Below are 21,918 nucleotides of genomic sequence, written 5' to 3'. Positions count from 1 at the left end.
CACTCTCCCTTTTTAAGCTTCTTATTTCGGATGAAACCGGAGCGGCATGCGGTCCAGGGCATGGATCGCATTGTTCGGCCGCCATACCGCCTCACCGGTCAGGTCGATCGCACCGACTTTCTCTGCGATTGCCGACAGCACCGCTTCCACTTCAGCCCGAGCGACATTCTGGCCGACGCAGCCGTGAATTCCGGTTCCGAACGCCAGGTGTCCCGTCGGACGGCGGGTGATGTCGAACCGCTCCGCTTCGGGCCAGTATTCGCCGTCGAGATTGGCGGCACCCAGAACGCACAGGATCTTCGTATCCCTGGCGATCGCCACGCCCGAAACTTCCGCGTCCACGTCCGCTGTCCGGCAGAAGGTGTGCACCGGCGAGGTGTAGCGCAGGGCTTCCTCGAACGCCGGACGGGCCAGTTTCGGATCCGCCTTCAGCCGTTCGAACTGGTCGGGGAAACTTGCCAGACACCACAGCGCGCTGCCGATGCCGGTCACGGTCGTATCCACGCCGGCCGACAAAAGCGAGCGGACGAGCATGCCCGCTTCCTCTTCGGTCAGTTCGCCGGCATCGGCCGCCGCGTAGATCGTTGCGCCAAAGCCCTCGGTTTCAAGGTTTTCCCGGGCGCATTGCTCCATGATCCAGGGCACGATATCCGGCGCCTTCGCCAAGGCGGTGCGGCGTATCGCATTGTCGGGACCAAGCGCGTTGAAGACCATCGCGCCATAGTCGACCAATGCGCGGCGGTTGACCTGCTTCAGCCCGACCGCTTTCGGAAAGACCCGCACGGGGAAGACTTCCGCCATGTCCTCGACCGCTTCGAATGTTCCCTTTTCCAGAAGTTCGTCGACGAGCTTGCCTGCCGCGTCCCGGAAATCCTCTTTCAGCTGTGCAACCGCCTTCGGAGACAGCGCCCGGGCCAGCACGGTCCGTGTTTTCGCGTGATAGGGCGGATCGACCTCAAGCACGATCGATGGCGGCCGCCAGGGCTTTTCCAGCTTGAAATCCAGGAGCCCGACGCCGCGCGAGGAGACGAAACGGGTATGGTCGCCGAAGACCTCCTTGGTCTCCGCGTAACGCCCGCAGGCAAGGACCCCGTAGCGCGGGATATAGGCGAACGGCCCCTTTGCGCGCAGATCCGCGTAATAGGCTTGAGGATCCGACAGTATCGTCGGATCGTAAGGATCGACATCCCAGACCGGAACGCCGTCCGGCACCTTGGGCACAATGTGTCCTTCGATCATGGTCATGATCCATCTCCCTTCGAATATTTGTCAGCCGGCCTGCAGGCCGACGTGCCGTTCCAGTATTTCCGGCGAGCGGCGCAGCTCCGCGCTCGCCGCCTCATGAACGATTTCGCCGCCGTCGATGATGAGCGCGCGGGAAGCGAATTCGAGCGCCAGGTCCACTTGCTGTTCGACCAGGACGACGGTCAGGCCCTCTTCCCCCGCGAGGCGCTCGAAAACGCCCATCAGCATGTCGCAGATCACCGGCGCCAGGCCTTCCAGCGGCTCGTCCAGCATGAGAACCTTCGGTGCGCCTAAAAGCGCCCGGGCGATGGAAAGCATCTGCTGTTCGCCACCCGACAGCTGGGTTCCGCCGTTCCTGCGCCGCTCCTTCAATCGGGGAAACAGGTCATAGGCCTTCTCCAGATCCGTGGAACGACCGGCTCCTGCGAGCAGATTTTCCTCCACCGTCAGAGACGGGAAAATATCCCGCGTCTGGGGCACAAGGCCGAGACCGAGACGGGACCGGCTGTGCGTGTCGAGCCGGGTAATCGGTCGGCCGCCGTAGGCGATCTCCCCGCTGTGGACCCGGGTCAGTCCCATGATCGTGGCAAGGGTGGTCGTCTTGCCGACGCCATTGCGTCCGATGACCGCAAGGCGTTCGCCCCTGGCGACGTCGAAGCTGACGTCGTTGAGCACATGGGTCGCGCCATAGCCCGCGGAGACGCCCTTGAGCGAGAGGATCGGATCAGTCATGGCGCGCTCCGAGATAAAGGTCCCTGACCTGCGGATCTTTGGCGATCTCCGCGGGCGCCCCTTCCGTCAGCACGGTTCCGTTCACCAGCACGACGATGGAGCGGGCCACCTGAAACACCAGCTTCATGTCGTGTTCGATGATGAGGACGGCGAGGTCGTCCGGCAGGGCCGCGATGGCATCGGTGATGAGATGTGTGTCGCTGGCCGGAACGCCGGCTGCCGGTTCGTCGAGAATGAGGATCCGCGGTTTCAGGGCAAGTGTCAGCGCCATTTCGACCAGCCGCTGCTGGCCGTAAGCAAGCTGTTCGACGGGACGATCCGCATGGCGGGAGAGATTAAAACTGTCCAGGAGCGTTTCCACATCCGCATCGATGTCGGCCATCGACGCGGCAGGCCTGAGGAAGCCCCAGGAGCGGCCTGCCCGTTCGAGCACGGGTAGGCGCAGGTTTTCGCGCACCGTCAGGGTGCTGAACAGGGTCGTGATCTGGAATGTCTTCGCGATTCCCGCCCTGACCCGTTTAGCCTCGGATAGGTGCCGGATGTCCCGTCCGTCCAGAAAGATCTCGCCCGACGACGGCGGCGTTATACCGGTGATCAGATTGGCAAAGGTGGTCTTTCCGGCACCATTCGGCCCGATCAGAGCCTTCCGGTCTCCCGGTTTCAGATCGAGGTTGATATCGTTTGCTACCGTCAGGCCGCCGAACCGCTTGTTCAGGTGACGTATCTCCAGTCCGTTGGTCATGACGCCCTCCGCATGAGAGAGCGGACAACGTCCTTCAGTCCCAACAGGCCCGATGGCACGAAGAAGACGACCGCCAGGACCATCGCCCCGATGACGAAGAGCCAGTTGAACGGGTCCACGGAGGCTGCGGTATGGTGCACCACCATGAAGATCGCAGCTCCCAGGATCGCGCCGTAGAGACGACCCGTCCCGCCGAGGATCAGCATGATCAGCGCCTCTGCGGACAGCGAGAACGAATAGGCTTCCAGACTGACCAGAGACGTGATCTGGGCGGCGAGCGCGCCTGCGATGCCGGCAATGGCCCCGCCGATTGTATAAAGCACCACCAGCCGCCAATAGACGGAGGTACCGATCGCCGTCATGCGCGCGGGACTGGCCTTGATGCCGCGCACGGACAGTCCGAACGGAGACGCGGTGATCACTTTCAGGGCGGCAAAGACCGCGCACAGAACGCCCAGCGCGTACCAGTAGCCGGTCTGGCCGATGAAATCGAACTTCAGGCTGCCGAACAGGGGCTCCATGCGGATGCCGCGCAGGCCGTCGGCCCCGCCGGTGACCGGCCGCGCCTTGTTGGCGACTTCCTGGAGGATCTGGGCTGCGGCGATGGTCAACATCAGCAGGGTCAGGCCGTGGGCCCGCATGACGACCAGGGCAGACAGGAAGGCGATTGCCGCACCGGCCATGGCGCCGACCAACAGCCCGGCGACCGGATCCGCCCAGACATGGATCGCAAACAGCCCGGCGGCATAGGCGCCGGTTCCGTACATGGCCGCTTGGCCCAGCGTGGCGATGCCGCCGTAACCCAGGACCAGATCCAGCGAGAGCACCAGGATCATCATGATCAGGATTCGGGTCAGAAAGGCCAGATCGTAGGGAAACAGGAAGAAGGCACCGACGGCCACGGCCAGGAGTGCGGCATCGGCCAAAAGCCTTTGCGAGAATATCCCGCGCCTGCCGTTTTGCACCTGCGCTGTCTCGATGAGGCTCATGTCATGCCCTCCCCAGGAGGCCGTTGGGGCGCACGGCAAGAAGCGCCATGACACAGACGAAGAAGAAGATCGTTCCGAAATCGGGGACGAGATATCGGGATGCGGTTTCCAGGAGGCCGAGCCCGATTGCCGCAAAAAAGGAGCCGGTGATCGAGCCCATGCCGCCGACGGCGACGACGATCAGGAACAGCACCATGTAGCGCAGCGGGTAATAGGCATCGATCGGCAGCAATTCGGCGCCGAGAATGCCGCCGAGAGCCGCCAATCCGGCGCCAAGGCAGAAGGTGATCGCATAGACATGGCCGGTGTTGATGCCGAGCGTGGCGGCGGCATTGCGGTTGTCCACCGAAGCGCGCAGCCTGACGCCGAAGCGGGTGCGCTCCAGCAGACCGTAAAGCCCGAGGATCACCAGCACGCCAACGCCGATCACCAGCAGGCGATGGAGCGGCAGGGTCCGGAAGCCGAGATCGACCGACACAGACAGGGATTTCGGAAGCGGGATCGCGAGCAATGAGGAACCGAACAGGACGTTCACCGATGCGATGATCAGGAACGTGATGCCGATGGTCGCCAGAACCTGCTGCAATTCGCCGAAACGGTAGATGCGACGGTAGAGCAGCCGCTCAAGCGGCAGGGCAAGGACCATGGTAAAAGCGACCGAAAGCACGACGGCGATGCCGTAAGGCATGCCGGCGGACGCCAGCAGCCAGTGCATGGTCGTGCCGCCGATCAGGGCGAAGCCACCATGGGCGAGATTGATGACGCGCATCAGCCCCATGGTGACGGACAGGCCGACAGCGATCATGAACAGGATCATGCCGTAAGCGACCCCGTCCACTGCGATGTTCAAAAGCAGTGACATCCGCGTTTGTTCCAATGAATTTCAAGGCTTTCGCGGGCGGCCCGGGCCGCCCGCAGGCTGTGGCTTACTGGTCCCAGCCGAGATCACCGACGGTTGCGATGACCCCTTTTTCACGATTGACCAGAAGGCCGGAGGCCGGGTCGCGTTCGACCTCGCGGATATAGACGTTCTGAATGACCGTCCGGGTTTCCGGATCCATCTTCAGCGGTCCGCGCGGGCTCTCCCACTCCAGTCCCTTTGCCACTTCGATCGCGGCCGGGCCGTCGCTGCCGGCGGCGGCCACCATCTCATAGATCAGATGTGTGCCGTCATAGGCGCCGACCGATGCCCAGTTGGCGATGGCGTCGGGGAACATTTCCGACAGACGCGAGGTGAAGGCCGCGTTCAGCTCGGAGTCGTGCGCACCGGAATAATGATAGGCGGTCGTCAGGCCGATGGCCGCATCGCCGAGCGCCTGGAGGTTGACCTCTTCGGTTTCCGCCGTGCCCAGGAACTTGATCCCCGCCTCGGCGAGACCGTTTTCGTTATAGGTCTTGGTGAAGCCGAAGGTCGGCGGACCGCCGGGCAGGAAAGCGAACAGGGCATCGGGGGCCTCGTCGCGGATACGCTGGATGAACGGCGTGAAATCGGTCGTCGCCAGCGGCATGCGGATCGCATCGACCACTTTGCCGCCCTTGGCCTCAAACGCGGCGGCGAATGCCTTTTCCGCGTCGATGCCCGGGCCGTAATCGGCCACTGTTGTCGCAACCGTGCGGATACCCTGGTCATAAGCCCATTCGGCCATGGGCGCGGAGACCTGCCACAGGGTGTAGCTGGTGCGGACGTAGAAGTCCGACTGCTTGTTGATCGCCGAGGTCGCGGCGTTGAAAATCACCGTCGGCGTTTCCGACTGGTCGATCAGAGGCGCAACGGCGAGCGCGTTGGGCGTGAAGGTGAAGCCAGCGAGATAGTCGACCTGCTCCCGGATCAGCAGTTCCTGTGCAAGCGAGCGTGAATTGTCCGGGTTCGGACCGCCAACATCCTTGTAGATGAACTCGATGTCGTGATCGCCGGACTTGGTGCCGTGCTGATCGACATAGACCGCGATCGCTTCCTTGTACTGCTTTCCGTAGATGGCAAACGGACCGGAGAACGGCGCGATGACACCGACCTTGATCGTGTCGGCGAAAGACAAACCGGTCCCGATGACCGAAAGCGCAAGAGCTGCGCCCGCGGCCTTCAAAAGGCTGTTCATGGATTTTCCCTCCCTCTCGTGCGGGCTCCTCTTCCCGACGAGTTGTGATGTCAACACACAAGAGCTAGCCATGAACGAGTTGTGTTGTCAACTGCTTAAATTTTAGCCGGACTTCACCGGACATCTGCGACCGGGCATAAGATCAAAATATCTTTTTGAGACAAATATTTAGATGGAAAAGCAGCGGCGGCCAACGGCCGCCGCCGGTAATCGAATTCAGCCGTGTGCAATCATGACATGGCGGACGGCGGTGTAGTCCTCGAGCGCGTAATGGGACATGTCCTTGCCGTAGCCGGACTGCTTCAGGCCGCCGTGCGGCATCTCGTTGACCAGCATGAAATGGGTGTTCACCCAGGTGCAGCCGTAGCGCAGGCGGGCGGAGGTGGCCATGGCGCGGGAAACGTCCTTCGTCCAGACCGACGACGCCAGGCCGTAGTCGCTGTCGTTCGCCCAGTTGACCGCCTCGTCGACATCGGAGAAGCGGGTCACGGAGACGACCGGGCCGAACACTTCACGGCGCACGATCTCGTCGGACTGGAGCGCGCCGGCTATCACGGTCGGCTGGTAGAAGAAGCCGTTGCCTTCATGCGCCTTGCCGCCGGCAACAGCTTCCATGTGCGGCTGTTCCAGGGCGCGCTCGACGAAGCTTGCCACCCGGTCGCGCTGGCGCATGGAAATCAGCGGGCCGATCTCGTTCAGCGTGTCGTCTTCCTGTGCATAGGCGATCTGGGACACCTCTGCCGACAGATCCGCGACCAGCTTGTCGTAGATCTTCGAACCGGCATAGATCCGGCAGGCGGCGGTGCAATCCTGGCCGGCGTTGTAATAACCGAAGGCCCGGAGGCCGGAGACCACGGCATCGACATCCGCATCGTCGAACACGATCACCGGCGCCTTGCCGCCCAGTTCCAGATGGGTCCGCTTGACCGTCTTGGACGCCGCCTGAAGGATTTTCTTGCCCGTCGCCACGTCGCCGGTGATCGAGATCATGTTGACCTTCGGGTGGTTGATCAGGGCGTTGCCGACGCTTTCGCCGCGGCCGAGGACGACGTTGACCACGCCTTCGGGAAGGACATCCGCCAGGATCTTCGCCAGTTTCAGGGCGGTCAAAGGCGTCTGCTCGGACGGCTTGAAGATCACCGTGTTGCCGCCGCCGATGGCCGGCGCCAGCTTCCAGGCCATCATCATCAGCGGATAGTTCCAGGGCGCGATCGAGGCGACGATGCCGATCGGATCGCGGCGGATCATGGAAGTGTGGCCTGCCATGTATTCGCCCGCCGCGCTTGCGGGAACGCAGCGGACCGCGCCGGCAAAGAAGCGGTAGCAATCGACGATCGCCGGGATCTCGTCATTGCGGACCGCGTTGATCGGCTTGCCGCAGTTGAGCGCTTCAAGTGCCGCGAAGCCGTCGGCTTCCGCCTCGATCCGCTCGGCGATCTTCAGAAGATAGCCGGAGCGTTCCGCCGGTGTGGTCCGCGACCAGGTCTCGAACGCCTTGTCGGCGGCCGCGACCGCGCGCTCCACCTGATCGATGGAGGCTTCGGCCAAGTTCAGCACCGTTTCGCCGGTCCTGGGGTTGAAGATGGCTTCTTCGTGTTCCGTGCCGGCCTCGAAGTCGGCCCCGATCAGCATTTGAGTGTCCATAGTCGACCTCCGTTTGTTGGTTATTTGCCGTGGCCGGCGATCCGGTCGCCGTCGCGGGTGAGATAGTAGGCGCCGAGGATCGGCAGGAATGTCACCAGCACCACCACCATGGCGACCACATTGGTCACGGGCCGCTGGCGGGGACGCACCAGTTCCTCCAGCATCCAGATCGGCAGGGTCGACTGCTGACCGGCGGTGAAAGTGGTGACGATGACTTCATCGAAGGACAGGGCGAAGGCGAGCATGCCGCCGGCCAGCAGCGCCGTCCCGATATTGGGCAGGATGACGTGGCGCAGGGTCTGGAACCCGTTGGCGCCGAGATCCATGGAGGCTTCGATCAGCGACCCGGAGGTGCGCCGGAAGCGCGCCACCGCGTTGTTGTAGACGACCACGACGCAGAAGGTGGCGTGGCCGAGAACGATGGTCCAGATCGAATAGGGAATGTCGGCGATATTGAAGGCCGACCGCAGCGCGATCCCGGTGATGATGCCCGGCAGGGCAATCGGCAGGATGACGAGCAGCGATATGGTTTCCCGGCCGAAGAACCGGGTCCGCGCCACCGCCGCCGCACAGAAGGAGCCGAGCACGACGGCAATGACTGTCGAGACCGCGGCGACCCTGACGGACAGGGACAACGCCTCCCAGACATCGGGCCGGTTCCAGGTCACGCCAAGCCACTTCAGCGTGAAGCCGGGAGGTGGCCATTGATAGCTCTTGTCTTCCGTCGTGAAGGCATAGACGAAGATCAGCAGGATCGGCAGGTGCAGGAACAGCAGTCCGCCGGCGGCTGCGATCTTCAGGCCGATGGGGGCTTTTGTGTTTCTGTCAGAGGGCATCGAAGGCCCCCATGCGTTTCGCGCCCCACAGGTAGAATCCCATGATCACGATGGGCACGACGGTGAAGGCGGCGGCAAGCGGGATGTTGCCGGCCGTGCCCTGGTGGGCGTAGACGGCCTGGCCGATGAAGAGCCGCGATGATCCGACGATCTGGGGAATGATGTAGTCGCCGAGCGTCAGCGAAAAGGTGAAGATCGATCCGGCGACGACGCCGGGCAGCGCCAGCGGCAGCAGGACATGGCGGAACGTCTGGCGCGGTTCCGCTCCCTGGTCGGCGGAGGCTTCCAGAAGGCTCACCGGGACCCGTTCCAGGGCGGCCTGCACCGGCAGGATCATGAAGGGCAGCCAGACATAGAGGAAGACCAGGAACGTCCCGGTGTAGCTGACGGAGAGCGAATTGCCGCCGATCAGCGGGATCGCCAGGAAGGCATCGAGCGCCCAGGTCAGGTGCAGCTTGGCGAAGATCCAGTTGAGGATGCCCTCCTTGGCCAGGATCAGTTTCCATGCATAGACCTTGACCAGATAGCTGGACCACAGCGGGAGCATGATGCCCAGATAAAACAGCGCCTTCCAACGCCCCCGGGCGTAGCGGGCGGCATAATAGGCAATCGGGAACGCCACAATAGCGGCAGCGATCGTTACCGAAACCGCCATCAGCACGGTGCGCAGGATGATGTCGAGGTTCGACGGGCGCAGCAGTTCGCCATAGGTCTTCAGGGTCCATTCATACTGAATGAGACCGGAGAACTCGTCGATGGAAAAGAAGCTCTGGGCGAGAAGGGCGACCAGCGAGCCGAGATAGATCACGCCCAGCCAAAGCAGAGGCGGCCCGAGCAGAACGGCAAGCAGCACAGACGGCCTGCGCCAGAAGAGATCGGAGAGCCTGGCAAAGACCCCGGCGCCGGGCGGCAGGATGGCGGACGCCATGGCGGTCATCCCTCGCCCTCCATGAAATGGGGCGCGTCCGGGTTCCAGGCAGCCGTCGTGGTGGCGCCAGCCGACGGCACGCTCACATGGGCCGGGACATTTGCGGTCAGCCGGGTTCCCTCGACATCGAGCACGACCCGGTTCATGGCTCCGGTATAGCTGTGCGAAACGACCGTTGCCGTCTTTCCGGCGGTTTCGCCGATCCGGATCGCTTCCGGCCTGAGGCTGGCCCAGCGCTTTTGACCGGTCAGCTTCTCGGCGACAGCCGGTTCCAGGATATTGGACGAGCCGACGAAATCGGCGACGAAGCGGCTTTGCGGACGCTGGTAGATTTCTTCCGGCGCGCCGATCTGCTGGATCCGGCCGTGATTGAAGACGGCAATCCGGTCCGCCATGGACAGGGCCTCGCCCTGGTCGTGGGTGACGAAGATGAAGGTGATGCCAAGGGTCTGCTGCAGCGATTTCAGCTCGTCCTGCATCTGTTCGCGCAGCTTCAGGTCGAGTGCGCCGAGCGGCTCGTCGAGCAGCAGGACCTTCGGCTTGTTGACGATGGCGCGGGCAAGGGCCACACGCTGGCGCTGCCCGCCGGAGAGCGCGCTCGGCGGCCGGTCGCCGTAGCCCGGCAGACGGACAAGCTCCAGCGCGTCTTCGGCTGCCTTATGGCGTTCCGCCTTGCCCATGCCCTTGATCATCAGCCCATAGGCGACGTTGTCCCGCACGCTCATATGCGGGAACAGGGCGTAGTCCTGGAAGACCGTATTCACATTGCGCCGGTAGGGCGGCACGCCCTCAGCGGTCTCGCCGAAGATCTCGATATGGCCGGAGGTCGGCTGCTCGAAGCCGGCGATCAGCCGGAGGCTGGTCGTCTTGCCGGAGCCGGACGGCCCGAGCATGGCGAAGAATTCGCCTTCCCGGACCTCCAGATCGACGCCGTCGACCGCCCGCACGTCGCCATAATGCCGAGAGACCTTTGAAAACAATACCGCTGTCTGCATTTCGCATTTGTCCTGACACCTGCCGGAAACCCGGCAGGCGATTATTCGTTTCTGATGAAGTTGAGGCTCAGCGCCCGCCGATCACAGCGATATAGTCGGAGACCCAGCGGTAATAGGGCACGCACTGATCCTGGCTGGCGCATTTGGAAACCGGCGTGGTCCAGAACTTGATCTTCTCGAAGTCCTCCAAGCCGTTCGCGGCACAGCCTTCCGCGGTCTGCAGGCCGCTGCCGTCGGTGCACGCGGCCGGTACCGAGGGAACGGCCCCGAACCAGACCGATAGGTCGCTCTGCAGATTGGACGACAGCGTGTGCTCCATCCACAGATAGGCGCAGGTCGGGTTCTCCGCATCCGCGTGCATCATCGTCGTATCCGCCCAGCCGGTGGCACCCTCTTCGGGAATGGTGGAGCCGATCGGCTGTTTTTCGCTCTGGAGCAGACCGACCTGGAACGGCCAGGAGCCCGATGCGACCACACCCTCATTCTTGAAGTCGTCGATCTGCATGAAGGCATCGTGCCAGTAGCGGGAGACCAGCTTGCGCTGTTCGCGCAGCAGGTCGAGCGCCGCCTTGTACTGGTCCTCGTTCAGCTCATACGGGCTCTTGATGCCGAGTTCCGGCTTGTGCGTCATCAGGTAGTTGGCGGCATCGGCAATGTGGATCGGGCCGTCATAGGCCTGCACCCGTCCCTGGTTGGACTTGCCGTCCGGCAGGGTCATTTCCTCGAAGACGACGTTCCAGCTTTTCGGCGCACCCTTGAAGACGTCGGTGTTGTACATGAGGACGTTCGGGCCCCACATGTAGGGAACGCCGTAATGGACGCCGTTCACCGTGTGCCAGGGGGCGTCCTTGAGCCGGTCATCCACCTTGGACCAGCTCGGGATCAGGCTGATATTGACCGGCTGGACGCGCTTGCCTGCGATCAGGCGCAGGGACGCATCGCCGGAGGCTGTGACCAGATCGAAGCCGCCTTCGTTCATCAGGGCGACCATCTCGTCGGAGGTGTTTGCGGTCTTGACCTGGACCTTGCAGCCGGTCTTTTCCTCGAATTTCGTGACCCAGTCATAGGCCTTGTCGGTTTCGCCGCGCTCGATGTAACCCGGCCAGGCGACGATATTCACCTGTCCTTCCGGTTTGCCCAGTTCGGTGATCATGTCCGCGGCCTGCACGCTCGCGCCTTGCGCGATGACGAGTGACAGGACGGAACAGCAAGTAAGCAGTTTTTTCATTTGCAAGCCTTCCCCTCAGAATGGATTGCCCAAGCACTTCCGTTCGGAAATCCGGAAGACAGCTTGCGCGCCGGAGGGAGCCTTCGCAATTTCATAAAACAGAAAGGTTCTATCGGAAATTCCGATAGCTCACCGATTCCGCAACATTCTCTGCGCCTTGGCGACATTGATGAAATTGACGGTGGTCTGCTTTGGGGCCGAACCCTTGCGCCAGACGATGCCGACCTGCACCACGGGCAAGGCGCCCGAGACGTCCCGCGATTCAATGCGGTCGCCTTCCAGCGACCACGGCCGGTAGACGAGATCGGGAAGAATGGCGATGCCCGCGCCTGTTGCCACCAGGCTGCGCACGGCTTCGACCGAGCGGGTGCGGAAGGCAACCGGCGGCCGCGACCCGAGTGCGCCCAGGAGCTTGCCGGTGGCTTCCTCGATCTCGTCCAGCATCAGCATGATCAGCGGCTCACCGGCCAGTTCGGACAGGGAAATGCTGTCGGGGGTCTCCAGCCGGTGGCCAAGCGGCAGCCACAGCCGGTAGGGTGACACTTCCAGGATTTCCGACTGCAGCGCCATCCGGTCGCGCAGGTTCGAGACGACCATAACCGCCACATCCAGCTCGCCGCCGATGAGAAGGTGCTCCAGATACTCGCCGCTGTCCTCGGTCGCGGTGATATCCACGCCCGGATAGGCCCTGCGGAAGCGCGCCAGGATATCGGACAGCACATAGCCGGCAACGAGCGACGTCACGCCGAGATTGAGCGTTCCCCTGATCTCGCTCGGCTGGTCGGCAAAGGCCCGGCGGGCATCGGAAACATTGGCCAGGATATCGGTCGCATGACGCAGGAACTGGTGTCCCTTGTGGGTAATGGTCAGGCCGCGCGAATGGCGTTCGAAAAGGGTTACACCGAGATCGCTTTCCAGCTCCTTGATCGCCTCGGTCACGGACGACTGGGAAATCGAGAATGACTGGGCCGCCCCGGATATGGAGCCTTTCTCGGCGGCGGCGACGAAATACTGAAGTTGTCTGATCGTGAAGGACACTGGGTCACGGTCTCATTAAACGGGCGGAACTGTTGCGCTGACGGCAGCTTAGCAGGCCCGCTCGGGAGCGGCTATAACGAGCCGGCCTGGATGTCCTAGCCAGCCTTTTTCCCGGATATCACCGCATCGCCGATGAGTTCGCCGATCTCCGCCTCACCAAGGCCGAGCAGCCGCGACAGCACTTCGGGCGTCTGTTCGCCGAGCAGCGGCGGCGGGCTGGCGCCGTCGAGCGGTTTTCCGGAAAACCGGATCGGCGTACGCAGGAATTCCATGTCTCCGACGGAGGCATGATGGGCCTTGCCGACGAGATCGCGGGCCCGCGTATGGGCCTGCTCCAGAGCCTGGCCGACATCCAGGATCGGCGCGCTCGGCACGTCATAGTCTGTCAGCCGGGCGAGCCAATAGGCGTTGTCGTCGCGGCGCATCCGCTCCCCGATGATGTCTTCCAGCACCTGCCGGTTTTCCAGCCGGGCGGAATATTCCGCAAAGCGCGGATCGGACGTGAGCTCGGGCATATCCAGGGCTTCGGCAAAATTCCGCCAGAAGATTTCCGTCAGGCAGGCGACGATCACATGGCCGTCCTTCGTGGGATAGGCGCCATAGGGAACGATATTCGGATGCTTGGTGCCAACCGGTTCCGGCGCCTTGCCGGTGACGAAATAGATCTGCGCCAGATAACCGAGCATGCCCATGAGCCCGTCGAGCATGGCGACATCGATCCGCTGGCCCTTGCCGGTCCGCTGGCGTTCCACCAGGGCCGCAAGGACCCCGAACAGGGCGTAGATGCCGCCGGCCATATCGCCGAGGGGAAGGCCGAGCCGGTTGGGCGTGGCACCCGCCTCGCGATTGATGCTCATGACGCCGGACAGAGCCTGGGCGACGACGTCGAAGGCCGGCTTTTCGCTCAACGGGCTGTCGTCGCCGAAGCCGCTGATGGAGCAGTAAAGCAGCCCGGGATTGTCCTGGGACAGGACCTCATAGCCGAGGCCGAGCTTGTCCATGACGCCGGGGCGGAAATTCTCCACCACAATGTCGACTTCGCCCGCCAGACGGCGGGCCAGGTCGGCGCCTCGCTCCGACTTCAGATCGAGAGCGATGCTCTGCTTGCCACGATTGAGCGCGATGAAATAGTGGCTGAACGGGCCCTTGAACGGCGGGAAGTGCCGGGTCTCGTCGCCCTTGTCGATGGTTTCGATCTTGATCACTTCCGCGCCGAGATCAGCCAGGATCTGCGTGGCATAGGGGCCGGACAGGATGCGTGAGAAATCCAGCACCCGGATGCCGGCAAGCGGACCGGACTTTGTCGTTTCAGCCTGAGTGTCCATTGTCCCGCTCCTCCCCAGGGCGTGGTTTGACGCGTTTCATGACGCAGGATGCTTTCAGTATGAGGGCGTCATCCGACATGACCTCGGCGTCGAGAAAAACCATCGATCCTTTTCGTTCCACCAGACGTGCTTCCACCTCCAGGAAGTCGCCCGGCTTTGCGGAACTCAGGAACGTCGTATCCATGTGAACCGTGACCACCGGCTGTCGCTCCACCGCTTCCCAGGCAATGAGCGACATGACCTGATCCACCAGGGCGGACAGCGTGCCGCCATGGATCACGCCGATGGCATTGGCATGCTGCGGCCCGGTCTGCAGACCGTAGCGCCAGGTTTCCTCGGACCGCTTTGCCAACAGCGGGCCGATGGCCGCCATCAGCCCCACCGACTTGAGTGGCCGCCAGTCGGTCTGTGCCGCGCCGCTCATTTGGAAGACCTCGACGCCCGGCCCGCTTTTTCCTGACCTTCGCTGCCCTGCGGACCGAAAAGGAGCGAAGCGACCTCGTCACGAATGTTCAGCATGTCCTGAGCGATGGCATCGACACCGATCGCGTCGACCTTCTCGGAAATTCCGATGGCAACCAGACTGTGGGTCATGTGACCGGCATGATTAAAAAACGGCACGGCAAGAATGGTGACGCCGCCGATATAGGTGCCGGTATCGACCGCATAGCCTTTTTCGCGCGCTTCATCGCACTCCGCTTTCCAAGCCTCATAGGTCGGCGGATGCTCCCAGTTCAGCCGGGCGAACCCTTTCTTCAGGCTCGCCTCGGATAAGGCATTGAACGCCGCAAAGCAGCGGCCGGTGGCGCTGATGAGGGCCGGGAAGCGGCTGCCGAGATCGACCTGCAGGCGGAACGGCAGCGGCGCCTGAGACAGGGCGACCACCACCATGTGTTCGGGATCGCTCAACTGGGTCGCAACACCGGTCACGCCGAAACGAAGGGAAAGCTCCGTCAGCCTGCGTTCCACCAGGTTGGCGAAGGTGTTCTTCTGGATCGCGCTGCGGGCAATCGGCAGAATGCCGACATCGATCGAGTAGCGTTTCGAGACGGGATCGAAAGCCACCAGCCCCTCGTCCACCAGGACGCGCAGGATATGCAGGCACGTGCTCGGGATCAGTTCCAGTTCGCGGGCGATCTGGTTGACGCCGATAGGCTCATTGGCCTTGCCGAGCTGCCTCAGGATCCCGATCGCACGGGTGACCGCCGGGACCTGGCGCTTGCGCATGTCCTTGTCTGACGAGGCTTCCATTCACTCCTCCCATTTATTGTCTATACGCAATTAGAAATACGTACTGACAACAATTTATGTCGGTTTATCGTTTTTGCATTCGGATTGCAACGGCCAATGAATACCGCACTCTTTCAAATCCGACAATGAGGACAGCACCGCCTCATCCCTATATCCCCTTCACACCATATTTCGATATTACCTTATATTTTTCAGTATCTTGATTAGATTTCACAGCCACCTTCATGAGGAATTTTTCTTTACGCCAATCCTTTATTTTGTTGTCTATATACAATAAGAAAACATATTGACAATAAATTTTGATGGCGCCTATGCTCAGTTCCAATGGCGATGACAGCCAATGGAACCGGGAGGAGTTAGGCGTGGTGAAGCTGACCGACTACACGTCGTATTCGGATGCGCAGAAGCATTACTCGAAGCAGGCGCTTTGGGAGCTGTTCGATGGAACGCGCGAACGGTTCAACATCACGCACGAGTGCATTGACCGGCATGTGAACGGTGACAATGTCGCTCTGCGCATTGCCCACGCCGACGGCCGGGACGAGATCATCACATTCGCCGATCTCAGCCGCCACGCGTCACAGTTCGCCCATTACCTGAAGAACCGGGGCATCGGCAAAGACGACCGCGTTGCGGTCATGCTCGAACCCTCGCTCGGCTATTACAGCGCCCTGTTCGGAGCCATCAAGGCGGGCGCCGTGGCCGTGCCCATGTTCACGCTTTTCGGACCGGAAGGCATCCGCCTGCGCGCCGACGACTGCAAGCCGAAGCTGATGTTCACCAACCCGCACAAGGCCGGCGACGCAGAGGCTGCCGGCAATCTGGATGTGGTCGTGGTCGACGAGGCCTTTCTGGCTTCGATCGCCGATCTGCCGGCAACCTTCGACTGGGACACAGCCGGCAACGACCTTGCAGTCCTGCAATACACCTCCGGCACGACGCGGCTGCTGCCGGCCGCCGTCCGGCACACCCACCGCTCGATCGTGACGCTGATGGTGGCAGCCCTTTACGCGACCGGCATCCGTCCGGGCGACAGGTTCTACTGCCCGTCATCGCCGGCCTGGGGCCATGGCCTCTGGCACGGCACCATGGCGCCGCTCGCGCTCGGGGTCTCCACCGGGACCTACTCCGGCAAGTTCGATCCGGTCCGCCTGCTGAAGGCCCTGCAGGATTTCAAGATCACCAATCTGACGGCCGCGGCGACCCATTACCGGATGATGCGCAATTCCGGCGAGGCGGAAAATTTCACTTATGCCTTCGAAAAACTCACCTTCACCGGAGAGCCGATCGACAGCGAGACCGCAGCCTTCTGTGAGCGCGTCTTCGGCACAAAGGTACGCTCCATGTACGGCACCACCGAGATCGGGGTGATCATCTCCAACTATCCCGGGGCCGACGACCTGGAAGTGCGCGACGGCGCCATGGGCAAGGCCGTGCCGGGGGTCGAGGTCGAGGTCCAGGATGCGGACGGCAACCCGGCAAAGCCCGGCGAGACCGGCGAGTTGATGGTCAAGAAGAGTGGCGAATGGTTCCCGACCAAGGATCTCGGCCGGGTCGACGAGGACGGCTACTTCTACCACGGCGGCCGGGCCGACGACGTGATCATCTCCGCCGGCTGGACCATCGGCGCGGTGGAGATCGAAGACGCGATCCTGAAGCATCCGATGGTGGCGGAAGCTGCCGCCATCGGCGTACCCGACGAGGTCCGCGGCCAGGTCGTGAAGGCCTATGTCATCCTGAAGGGTGAGAAGACCGAAGGCCTGACCGAGGAAATCCAGGATCTGGTCCGCCAGAACCTCAGCCGCCACGAATATCCGCGGCAGGTCGAATTCGTCGACGCTTTACCCAAGACACCCGCCGGAAAGGTCAACCGCAAGGTCCTTCGCGATGCCATCGCGAAGAGCTCCGCGGATGCAGCCTGACGGCACAGATCACAACGCCATTTATTGGGAGGTTTGAAATGAACGAAATTGCACACAAGCAGTTTCCGAAGATTACGGAAGAAGGCCTGCTCGAGCTTCAGGCGCGTATCGGCGTCAAGATCGAGAACACGGTCGAACCCTGGTGCTATGAAGCAACCCGCGACAACATCCGCCACTATGCCCACGGTATCGGCGACGACAATCCGCTGTGGTGCGATCCGGAGTATGCGAAGGGCACCAAATACGGTGACGTGGTCGCCCTGCCGAGCTTCCTGTTCGCCACCAGCCGCATCATCTCCGGCTATGTCGGCGGCCTGCCGGGGGTGCACGCCATGTGGTCCGGTGCCGACTGGACCTGGCACAAGCCGATCCTGCGCAACACCGAAATCCGCACCGAGGCCTGGTTGAAGGACCTGATCCCGCACGAGACCCGCTTTGCCGGCCGCGCGATCCAGCAGATCTATCACGTCAAGTTCTACGACGCGAAGACCGGGGACCTGCTTTCGGAAGCCGACAGCTGGTGTTTCCGCACCGACCGCGACGCCGCCCGGGAAAACGGCACCAAATACACCGATGTCCGCAACCGGAAACCGCGCGTCTATACCCAGGAAGAGCTGGACAGCTACACCAAGTATTACGAGCAGGAGAAGATCCGCGGTGCGGAGACCCGCTACTGGGACGACGTCGTCGAGGGCGAGGACCTGCCGACCATGGTCAAGGGGCCGATGACGGTCACCGGCTTCATCGCCTACGCCCAGGGCTGGGGCGGTCTTTATATCCGCGCCAACAAACTTGCCTGGCAGCTGCAGCAGAAGCATCCGGGTGCCGGTATCAAGAACCGCTTCGGCATTCCGGATTGCCCGGAACGTGTCCACTGGGAAGAAGAATTCGCCTTGATGGTCGGTGCACCGGGCGCTTATGACTACGGCCCGGAACGCACCTCCTGGCTGACCCACCAGGTCACCAACTGGATGGGCGACGACGGCTTCCTTGCCAAGGCGAAGTGCCAGGTCCGCCGTCATAACCCGGAAGGCGACATCATCCTGATCAACGGTCATGTTAGCCGCAAGTTCGTCGAGGACGGCAAGCATTTCGTCGAAATCTCGCAACGCGCCGAACAACAGGACGGGGAATTGTCCGCTGTCGGAAGTGCCATCGTGGAGCTGCCAACCCGCTGACCGCGATGTGCGGGCGGCGGGGTCGCCGGAGACTCCGCCGCCACCCTTTCACCAATGGAACGTTACTGGGAGGAGCGGTCCATGGAACGGTTCGAAACCATTTTGAAACGCGTCGAGGATGTCTTGCATGTTCTCGGCTGTGTCGCGCTCGTCCTGATCGCGGTGCTCATCAACGCCGATATTCTCGGCCGGCTGTTTTTCCGCACCCCGCTGCAATTCCAGTTCGAAATGGTGGAGTTCTATCTCATGCCGGCGGTCGCAACCCTGTCCCTGTCGCGGGTCTTCCGGGAAAACGGTCATCTGTGCCTGGAGTTCATCCCCCCGCAGACCTTCGGACCGTTCTGGCCCTATGTCCGCATCTTCATGCTGCTGTGCTCGGCCGCCTTCTTCGGCGCCGTGAGCTACATGTCCGGCCGGTTCACGCTCCAGACCTTTCAGCGCGACGAAGTCTATTTCGGCATCATCGACTGGCCACTCGGCTGGGCCTACCTGTCCGTTCCCCTTGCCTGCTCCGTTCTGACGGTGCGGCTCCTTTTCGAAATCACAAGAAAAAGAAGCGCAAACAGCGCTCCGGCACTCTGACCCCTTGGAGGAGGAAACATGAAACGACTCGTTACAGGCCTCATGGCCGCAATCGCCGGCACCGCAATCGCCGGGCTTGGTGTCCTGTCGGCCCAGGCGGAAGAACTCCGGCTGGGCGACTTCCAATCGACCACGCATATCGTGTCCATGGAAGGTACGCAGAAGTGGATGAAGCAGGTCGAGGAAATGACCGGCGGAAAGATCACTTTCTCCCATTTCCCGGCGCAGCAGGCGGCGAAGTCCAAGGAACTGCTCAGCGCGACCACGAACGGCATCGTGGATGCCGCCCTGATCGGTCCGATCTACAACGCGGAAGTTCTTCCGCTCAATTCGGTGGTGGGCCTGCCCGGCTTCTACACGACCGCCCAGCAAGGTACTGCCGCCCTCCAGAAGATGATGCAGGAAGGCCCGTTGCGGGATGAGATGCTTGATGCCGGCGTCGTCCCGATCTTCGCCTTCGTCCTGCCGCCGTACCAGATCCTGTCAAAAGACAAGCATCTCGGCGGACCGGACGACTGGAAGGGTCTGAACATCCGCACCAGCGGCGCCACCCAGGCCATGGTTGCCCGCGATCTGGGCGCAGCCGGCGTCAGCATCGCCGGCCCGGAAGTCTACACGGCTGTGGAACGCGGCCGCCTCGACGGCGTTCTGTTCCCGCTCGCTTCGGTTCCCGGCTACAATCTTCAGGAAGTGGTCAAACACATTTCCACGAACGGCGCGTTCGGCGGCTACAGCTTCATCCTCGTGGTCCGGCGCAACCTCTTCGAAGGCCTGCCCCAGGAGACACAGGATGCCATGCTGAAGGCCGGCGCGGAGGTCGCCATGCATGTGGCCAAGGCCCAGGACGATTCCGTTGCGGTCCTGACCCAGAAATGGGCCGAAGACGGCATCGATGTCTACCAGTTCACCGATGAGGAACACGCCGCCATCAATAAGGCGATCTCGACGGTGCGCGAGGAATGGCTCGATCGGATCGGCGCGCGCAACCCGAAAGCCGCCGACGTAGTCGCCCAATACAGCGAGCTGACAAAAGAATAACGAAAACAGGACCAAAAGGCGCCGCGGCATTCCCTTGGAAATCGTCGCGACGCCATTTGCGTCCCCGGGAGTATTGCAATGCTGTCGTTCTTCGTGGTCGTGGCTCTCATGGCCGCCTTGATGATGATCCGCATGCCGATTGCCTTCGCGGTCGGCTTTTCAGGAACGGTCGGACTGGCCCTTCAACTGGGACTTCATCCCGCGCTCGCGGTTCTGGAGCGCAGCTACTACCACTCGGCGTCGGGGTTCATCCTCGTCGCCATTCCGCTGTTCATTCTCATGGCCCACCTGCTGACCGCGGGGGATGTGACACGGCGGGCCTTCATCGCCTGCCAGGCCTGGATCGGACATGCCCGGGGCGGCCTCGCCATGGCGGCCGTCGGTGCCTCGGTCCTGCTCGCGGCCCTAATCGGCAGCAGCACTGCTTCGGCGGCAGCCATGGGAACGGCGGCGTTTCCGGAAATGCGCCGCTACGGCTACAGCGACAGACTTGCCTCCGCCGTCATCAGCGTCGGCGGCACCCTTGCCGTCGTGGTCCCGCCCAGCATCGTGCTTGTCGTCTACGGCGTCCTGACGGAAACCTCCATCGGCGCCCTGTTCATTGCCGGCATCGTTCCAGGGCTTCTGACCGCTCTCGGACTGATCGCGGTGGTCCGGTTTACGGCTGTGACCACCGACGAGGCGCCAAAGGGACCTCCGTTTCAATTCCGTCGCGCCATAAGTGAATCCAGCCATATCTGGCCGATCTCGCTTCTGATCCTTCTGGTGATCGGTGCCATCTACGGCGGGCTCGCCTCCCCCTCGGAAGCCGCGGCTTTCGGCGTTCTGGGCGCCCTCGTTCTCGGTGTCCTGCAACGGACGATCAATGCGAAAGGGTTCTCGAACGCTGTGAGTTCGGCGATCAAGTCGACAGTGATGATCATCGCGATCATCGCCTGTTCGGCGATTTTCGCGAATTACCTCGCCTTCACACGGGTCACGCACACAATCCTCGACGTCGTCAACGACTCCGGCCTGCCGCGTTACATCATATTGATGCTTGTCGTCCTCGTGCTTCTCCTGATGGGCATGCTCATGGACCAGCTCGCGATCCTGTCCCTGACCATGCCGCTCGCCTTTCCCGCGATCATGGCAATGGACTTCGATCCGGTCTGGTTCGGCATCATCGTGACCAAGACGGTGGAGATCGGTCTTCTCACGCCGCCCCTCGGCTTGAACGCCTATGTGGCTGCCGGCCAGACGAAAGTGCCCCTGGGAACCGTGTTCAGGGGACTGGTGCCGTTCATCATCATCGATGTGGTCATCTTAGGTATCCTGATCGCCTTTCCCGAGATCACTTTGTTTCTGCCGAACATGATGAACTGAACCGGCTTCCCTCTTCCCGCCCTTGACGACCCCGGTCCTTTATGCGGAAGGTCCATCCGTCCAATGGCACCTGGGAGGGAGCCCCTGAAAGTGGCGCCGGAGGACGCGAAGGACATTTGCCGGAGGCTATCTTCGGCGATCGGTCGCAAATCGGGAGGAGTTCGGAGCATGTCCTTTTCGGAGGAACTGGTGGATCGTCTGGCCATTCGGGATCTGGTGGAAAACTGGGCCGTCTGGCGCGACGCCTGCGACTGGAAGCGGTTCCGGACCGTGTGGCACGACGACGGCGTCATGCAGGCCACATGGTTCCAGGGAACGGCGGATGAATTCATTGCCGTCAGCGAGGCCGGCTTCCAGAAGGGCGTGCGTATCCTTCACTTTCTTGGAGGAACGTCCATCGAGCTCAGCGGCAACCGGGCCATCGCCCAGACCAAGATGACCATCAGCCAGCGGGCGGAAGTGGAAGGCGTGCTGTGCGACGTCGTCTGCACCGGGCGTTTCTACGATTTCATCGAAAAGCGCGACGGCAAATGGGGCCTGGTGCTGCGCCAGCCGATCTATGAGAAAGACCGGCTCGACCCGATCGACCCGACCAAGGCGCCGAAGCTGGACCGCCAAGTCCTTGCCTCCTTTCCGGAAGGATACCGGCATCTTGCCTATCTGCAGGCGGGCATCGGCTACAAGGTGAAACCGGACATGCCGGGCCTCTACGGCCCTGAAGTCGAGGCGCTTTACGCCCGCGGCGACACTTGGCTTGCCGGCGGTCCGGCCGTTTAACCGGCGA

At 62.3% G+C, this 21,918-nt stretch carries 21 protein-coding genes; 6 read left to right on the top strand and 15 right to left on the bottom strand.

What is annotated here, in order from left to right; genetic code table 11:
- Positions 1–21: 21 nt before the first annotated feature.
- The 15 genes from ACN0SO_RS21795 to ACN0SO_RS21725 form a co-directional block, all read right to left on the bottom strand.
- Complete coding sequence (locus ACN0SO_RS21795; protein WP_417681059.1) at positions 22–1,245, bottom strand: cytochrome P450; 1,224 nt, start codon at positions 1,243–1,245, stop codon at positions 22–24.
- A 24-nt stretch (positions 1,246–1,269) separates the two neighbouring features.
- Complete coding sequence (locus ACN0SO_RS21790; protein ID WP_417681057.1) at positions 1,270–1,977, bottom strand: ABC transporter ATP-binding protein; 708 nt, start codon at positions 1,975–1,977, stop codon at positions 1,270–1,272.
- The gene (locus ACN0SO_RS21785) at positions 1,970–2,719 is read right to left on the bottom strand and encodes an ABC transporter ATP-binding protein (protein WP_417681055.1); all 750 of its coding nucleotides are present in this window, start codon (positions 2,717–2,719) and stop codon (positions 1,970–1,972) included. Before ACN0SO_RS21785 ends, ACN0SO_RS21790 begins: the two co-directional genes overlap by 8 nt.
- The gene (locus ACN0SO_RS21780) at positions 2,716–3,708 is read right to left on the bottom strand and encodes a branched-chain amino acid ABC transporter permease (RefSeq protein WP_417681053.1); all 993 of its coding nucleotides are present in this window, start codon (positions 3,706–3,708) and stop codon (positions 2,716–2,718) included. Before ACN0SO_RS21780 ends, ACN0SO_RS21785 begins: the two co-directional genes overlap by 4 nt.
- Position 3,709: 1 nt before the next feature.
- Positions 3,710–4,570: a branched-chain amino acid ABC transporter permease gene (locus ACN0SO_RS21775; protein ID WP_417681051.1), complete on the bottom strand. Its 861-nt coding sequence runs from the start codon at positions 4,568–4,570 to the stop codon at positions 3,710–3,712.
- Positions 4,571–4,634: 64 nt separating this feature from the next.
- Entirely contained in the window at positions 4,635–5,804 is a 1,170-nt protein-coding gene (locus ACN0SO_RS21770) for an ABC transporter substrate-binding protein (protein WP_417681049.1), read from the bottom strand.
- A gap of 216 nt (positions 5,805–6,020) precedes the next feature.
- Positions 6,021–7,448 (bottom strand): gamma-aminobutyraldehyde dehydrogenase, encoded by a 1,428-nt coding sequence (locus ACN0SO_RS21765; protein WP_417681047.1) that lies wholly within the window; start codon positions 7,446–7,448, stop codon positions 6,021–6,023.
- Between the two features lie 20 nt (positions 7,449–7,468).
- Positions 7,469–8,284, bottom strand: a complete 816-nt coding sequence (locus tag ACN0SO_RS21760; RefSeq protein ID WP_417681046.1) for an ABC transporter permease — start codon at positions 8,282–8,284, stop codon at positions 7,469–7,471.
- Positions 8,274–9,221, bottom strand: a complete 948-nt coding sequence (locus ACN0SO_RS21755) for an ABC transporter permease (protein ID WP_417681044.1) — start codon at positions 9,219–9,221, stop codon at positions 8,274–8,276. The genes ACN0SO_RS21760 and ACN0SO_RS21755 overlap by 11 nt, the downstream gene beginning before the upstream one ends.
- Positions 9,218–10,207 (bottom strand): ABC transporter ATP-binding protein, encoded by a 990-nt coding sequence (locus tag ACN0SO_RS21750; protein ID WP_417681042.1) that lies wholly within the window; start codon positions 10,205–10,207, stop codon positions 9,218–9,220. The genes ACN0SO_RS21755 and ACN0SO_RS21750 overlap by 4 nt, the downstream gene beginning before the upstream one ends.
- Before the next feature lie 67 nt (positions 10,208–10,274).
- A complete protein-coding gene (locus tag ACN0SO_RS21745) occupies positions 10,275–11,435 on the bottom strand; it encodes an ABC transporter substrate-binding protein (protein WP_417681040.1) in 1,161 nt (386 codons plus the stop codon).
- Positions 11,436–11,564: 129 nt separating this feature from the next.
- Entirely contained in the window at positions 11,565–12,473 is a 909-nt protein-coding gene (locus ACN0SO_RS21740) for a LysR family transcriptional regulator (RefSeq protein ID WP_417681039.1), read from the bottom strand.
- Between the two features lie 95 nt (positions 12,474–12,568).
- Positions 12,569–13,798, bottom strand: coding sequence for a CaiB/BaiF CoA transferase family protein (locus ACN0SO_RS21735; protein WP_417681037.1), 1,230 nt, complete (start codon positions 13,796–13,798; stop codon positions 12,569–12,571).
- On the bottom strand, positions 13,782–14,222 hold the full coding sequence (locus tag ACN0SO_RS21730; protein ID WP_417681035.1) for a PaaI family thioesterase: 441 nt from the start codon (positions 14,220–14,222) through the stop codon (positions 13,782–13,784). Before ACN0SO_RS21730 ends, ACN0SO_RS21735 begins: the two co-directional genes overlap by 17 nt.
- Positions 14,219–15,049 carry an IclR family transcriptional regulator gene (locus ACN0SO_RS21725; protein ID WP_417681033.1) on the bottom strand — a complete coding sequence of 277 codons (831 nt, stop codon included), beginning with the start codon at positions 15,047–15,049 and terminating at the stop codon, positions 14,219–14,221. Before ACN0SO_RS21725 ends, ACN0SO_RS21730 begins: the two co-directional genes overlap by 4 nt.
- A 311-nt stretch (positions 15,050–15,360) precedes the next feature.
- Here ACN0SO_RS21725 and ACN0SO_RS21720 point away from each other — a divergent pair, with 311 nt between their 5' ends.
- The 6 genes from ACN0SO_RS21720 to ACN0SO_RS21695 all read left to right on the top strand — a co-directional run bounded on the left by ACN0SO_RS21720 (position 15,361) and on the right by ACN0SO_RS21695 (position 21,911).
- Positions 15,361–16,971: an acyl-CoA synthetase gene (locus ACN0SO_RS21720; protein ID WP_417681031.1), complete on the top strand. Its 1,611-nt coding sequence runs from the start codon at positions 15,361–15,363 to the stop codon at positions 16,969–16,971.
- A gap of 38 nt (positions 16,972–17,009) precedes the next feature.
- Positions 17,010–18,149, top strand: a complete 1,140-nt coding sequence (locus ACN0SO_RS21715; protein ID WP_417681029.1) for an FAS1-like dehydratase domain-containing protein — start codon at positions 17,010–17,012, stop codon at positions 18,147–18,149.
- 81 nt (positions 18,150–18,230) lie between these two features.
- A complete protein-coding gene (locus tag ACN0SO_RS21710) occupies positions 18,231–18,731 on the top strand; it encodes a TRAP transporter small permease (RefSeq protein WP_417681027.1) in 501 nt (166 codons plus the stop codon).
- 18 nt (positions 18,732–18,749) lie between these two features.
- Positions 18,750–19,769, top strand: a complete 1,020-nt coding sequence (dctP, locus tag ACN0SO_RS21705) for a TRAP transporter substrate-binding protein DctP (protein ID WP_417681025.1) — start codon at positions 18,750–18,752, stop codon at positions 19,767–19,769.
- 78 nt (positions 19,770–19,847) lie between these two features.
- Positions 19,848–21,134, top strand: a complete 1,287-nt coding sequence (locus ACN0SO_RS21700; RefSeq protein WP_417681023.1) for a TRAP transporter large permease — start codon at positions 19,848–19,850, stop codon at positions 21,132–21,134.
- 168 nt (positions 21,135–21,302) lie between these two features.
- Complete coding sequence (locus tag ACN0SO_RS21695) at positions 21,303–21,911, top strand: nuclear transport factor 2 family protein (protein ID WP_417681021.1); 609 nt, start codon at positions 21,303–21,305, stop codon at positions 21,909–21,911.
- Positions 21,912–21,918 lie beyond the last annotated feature (7 nt).

Origin of the sequence: Roseibium sp. (assembly GCF_048260565.1) — a bacterium.
GTDB lineage: Bacteria > Pseudomonadota > Alphaproteobacteria > Rhizobiales > Stappiaceae > Roseibium.
This window is presented reverse-complemented; position numbering and strand designations above follow the sequence as displayed.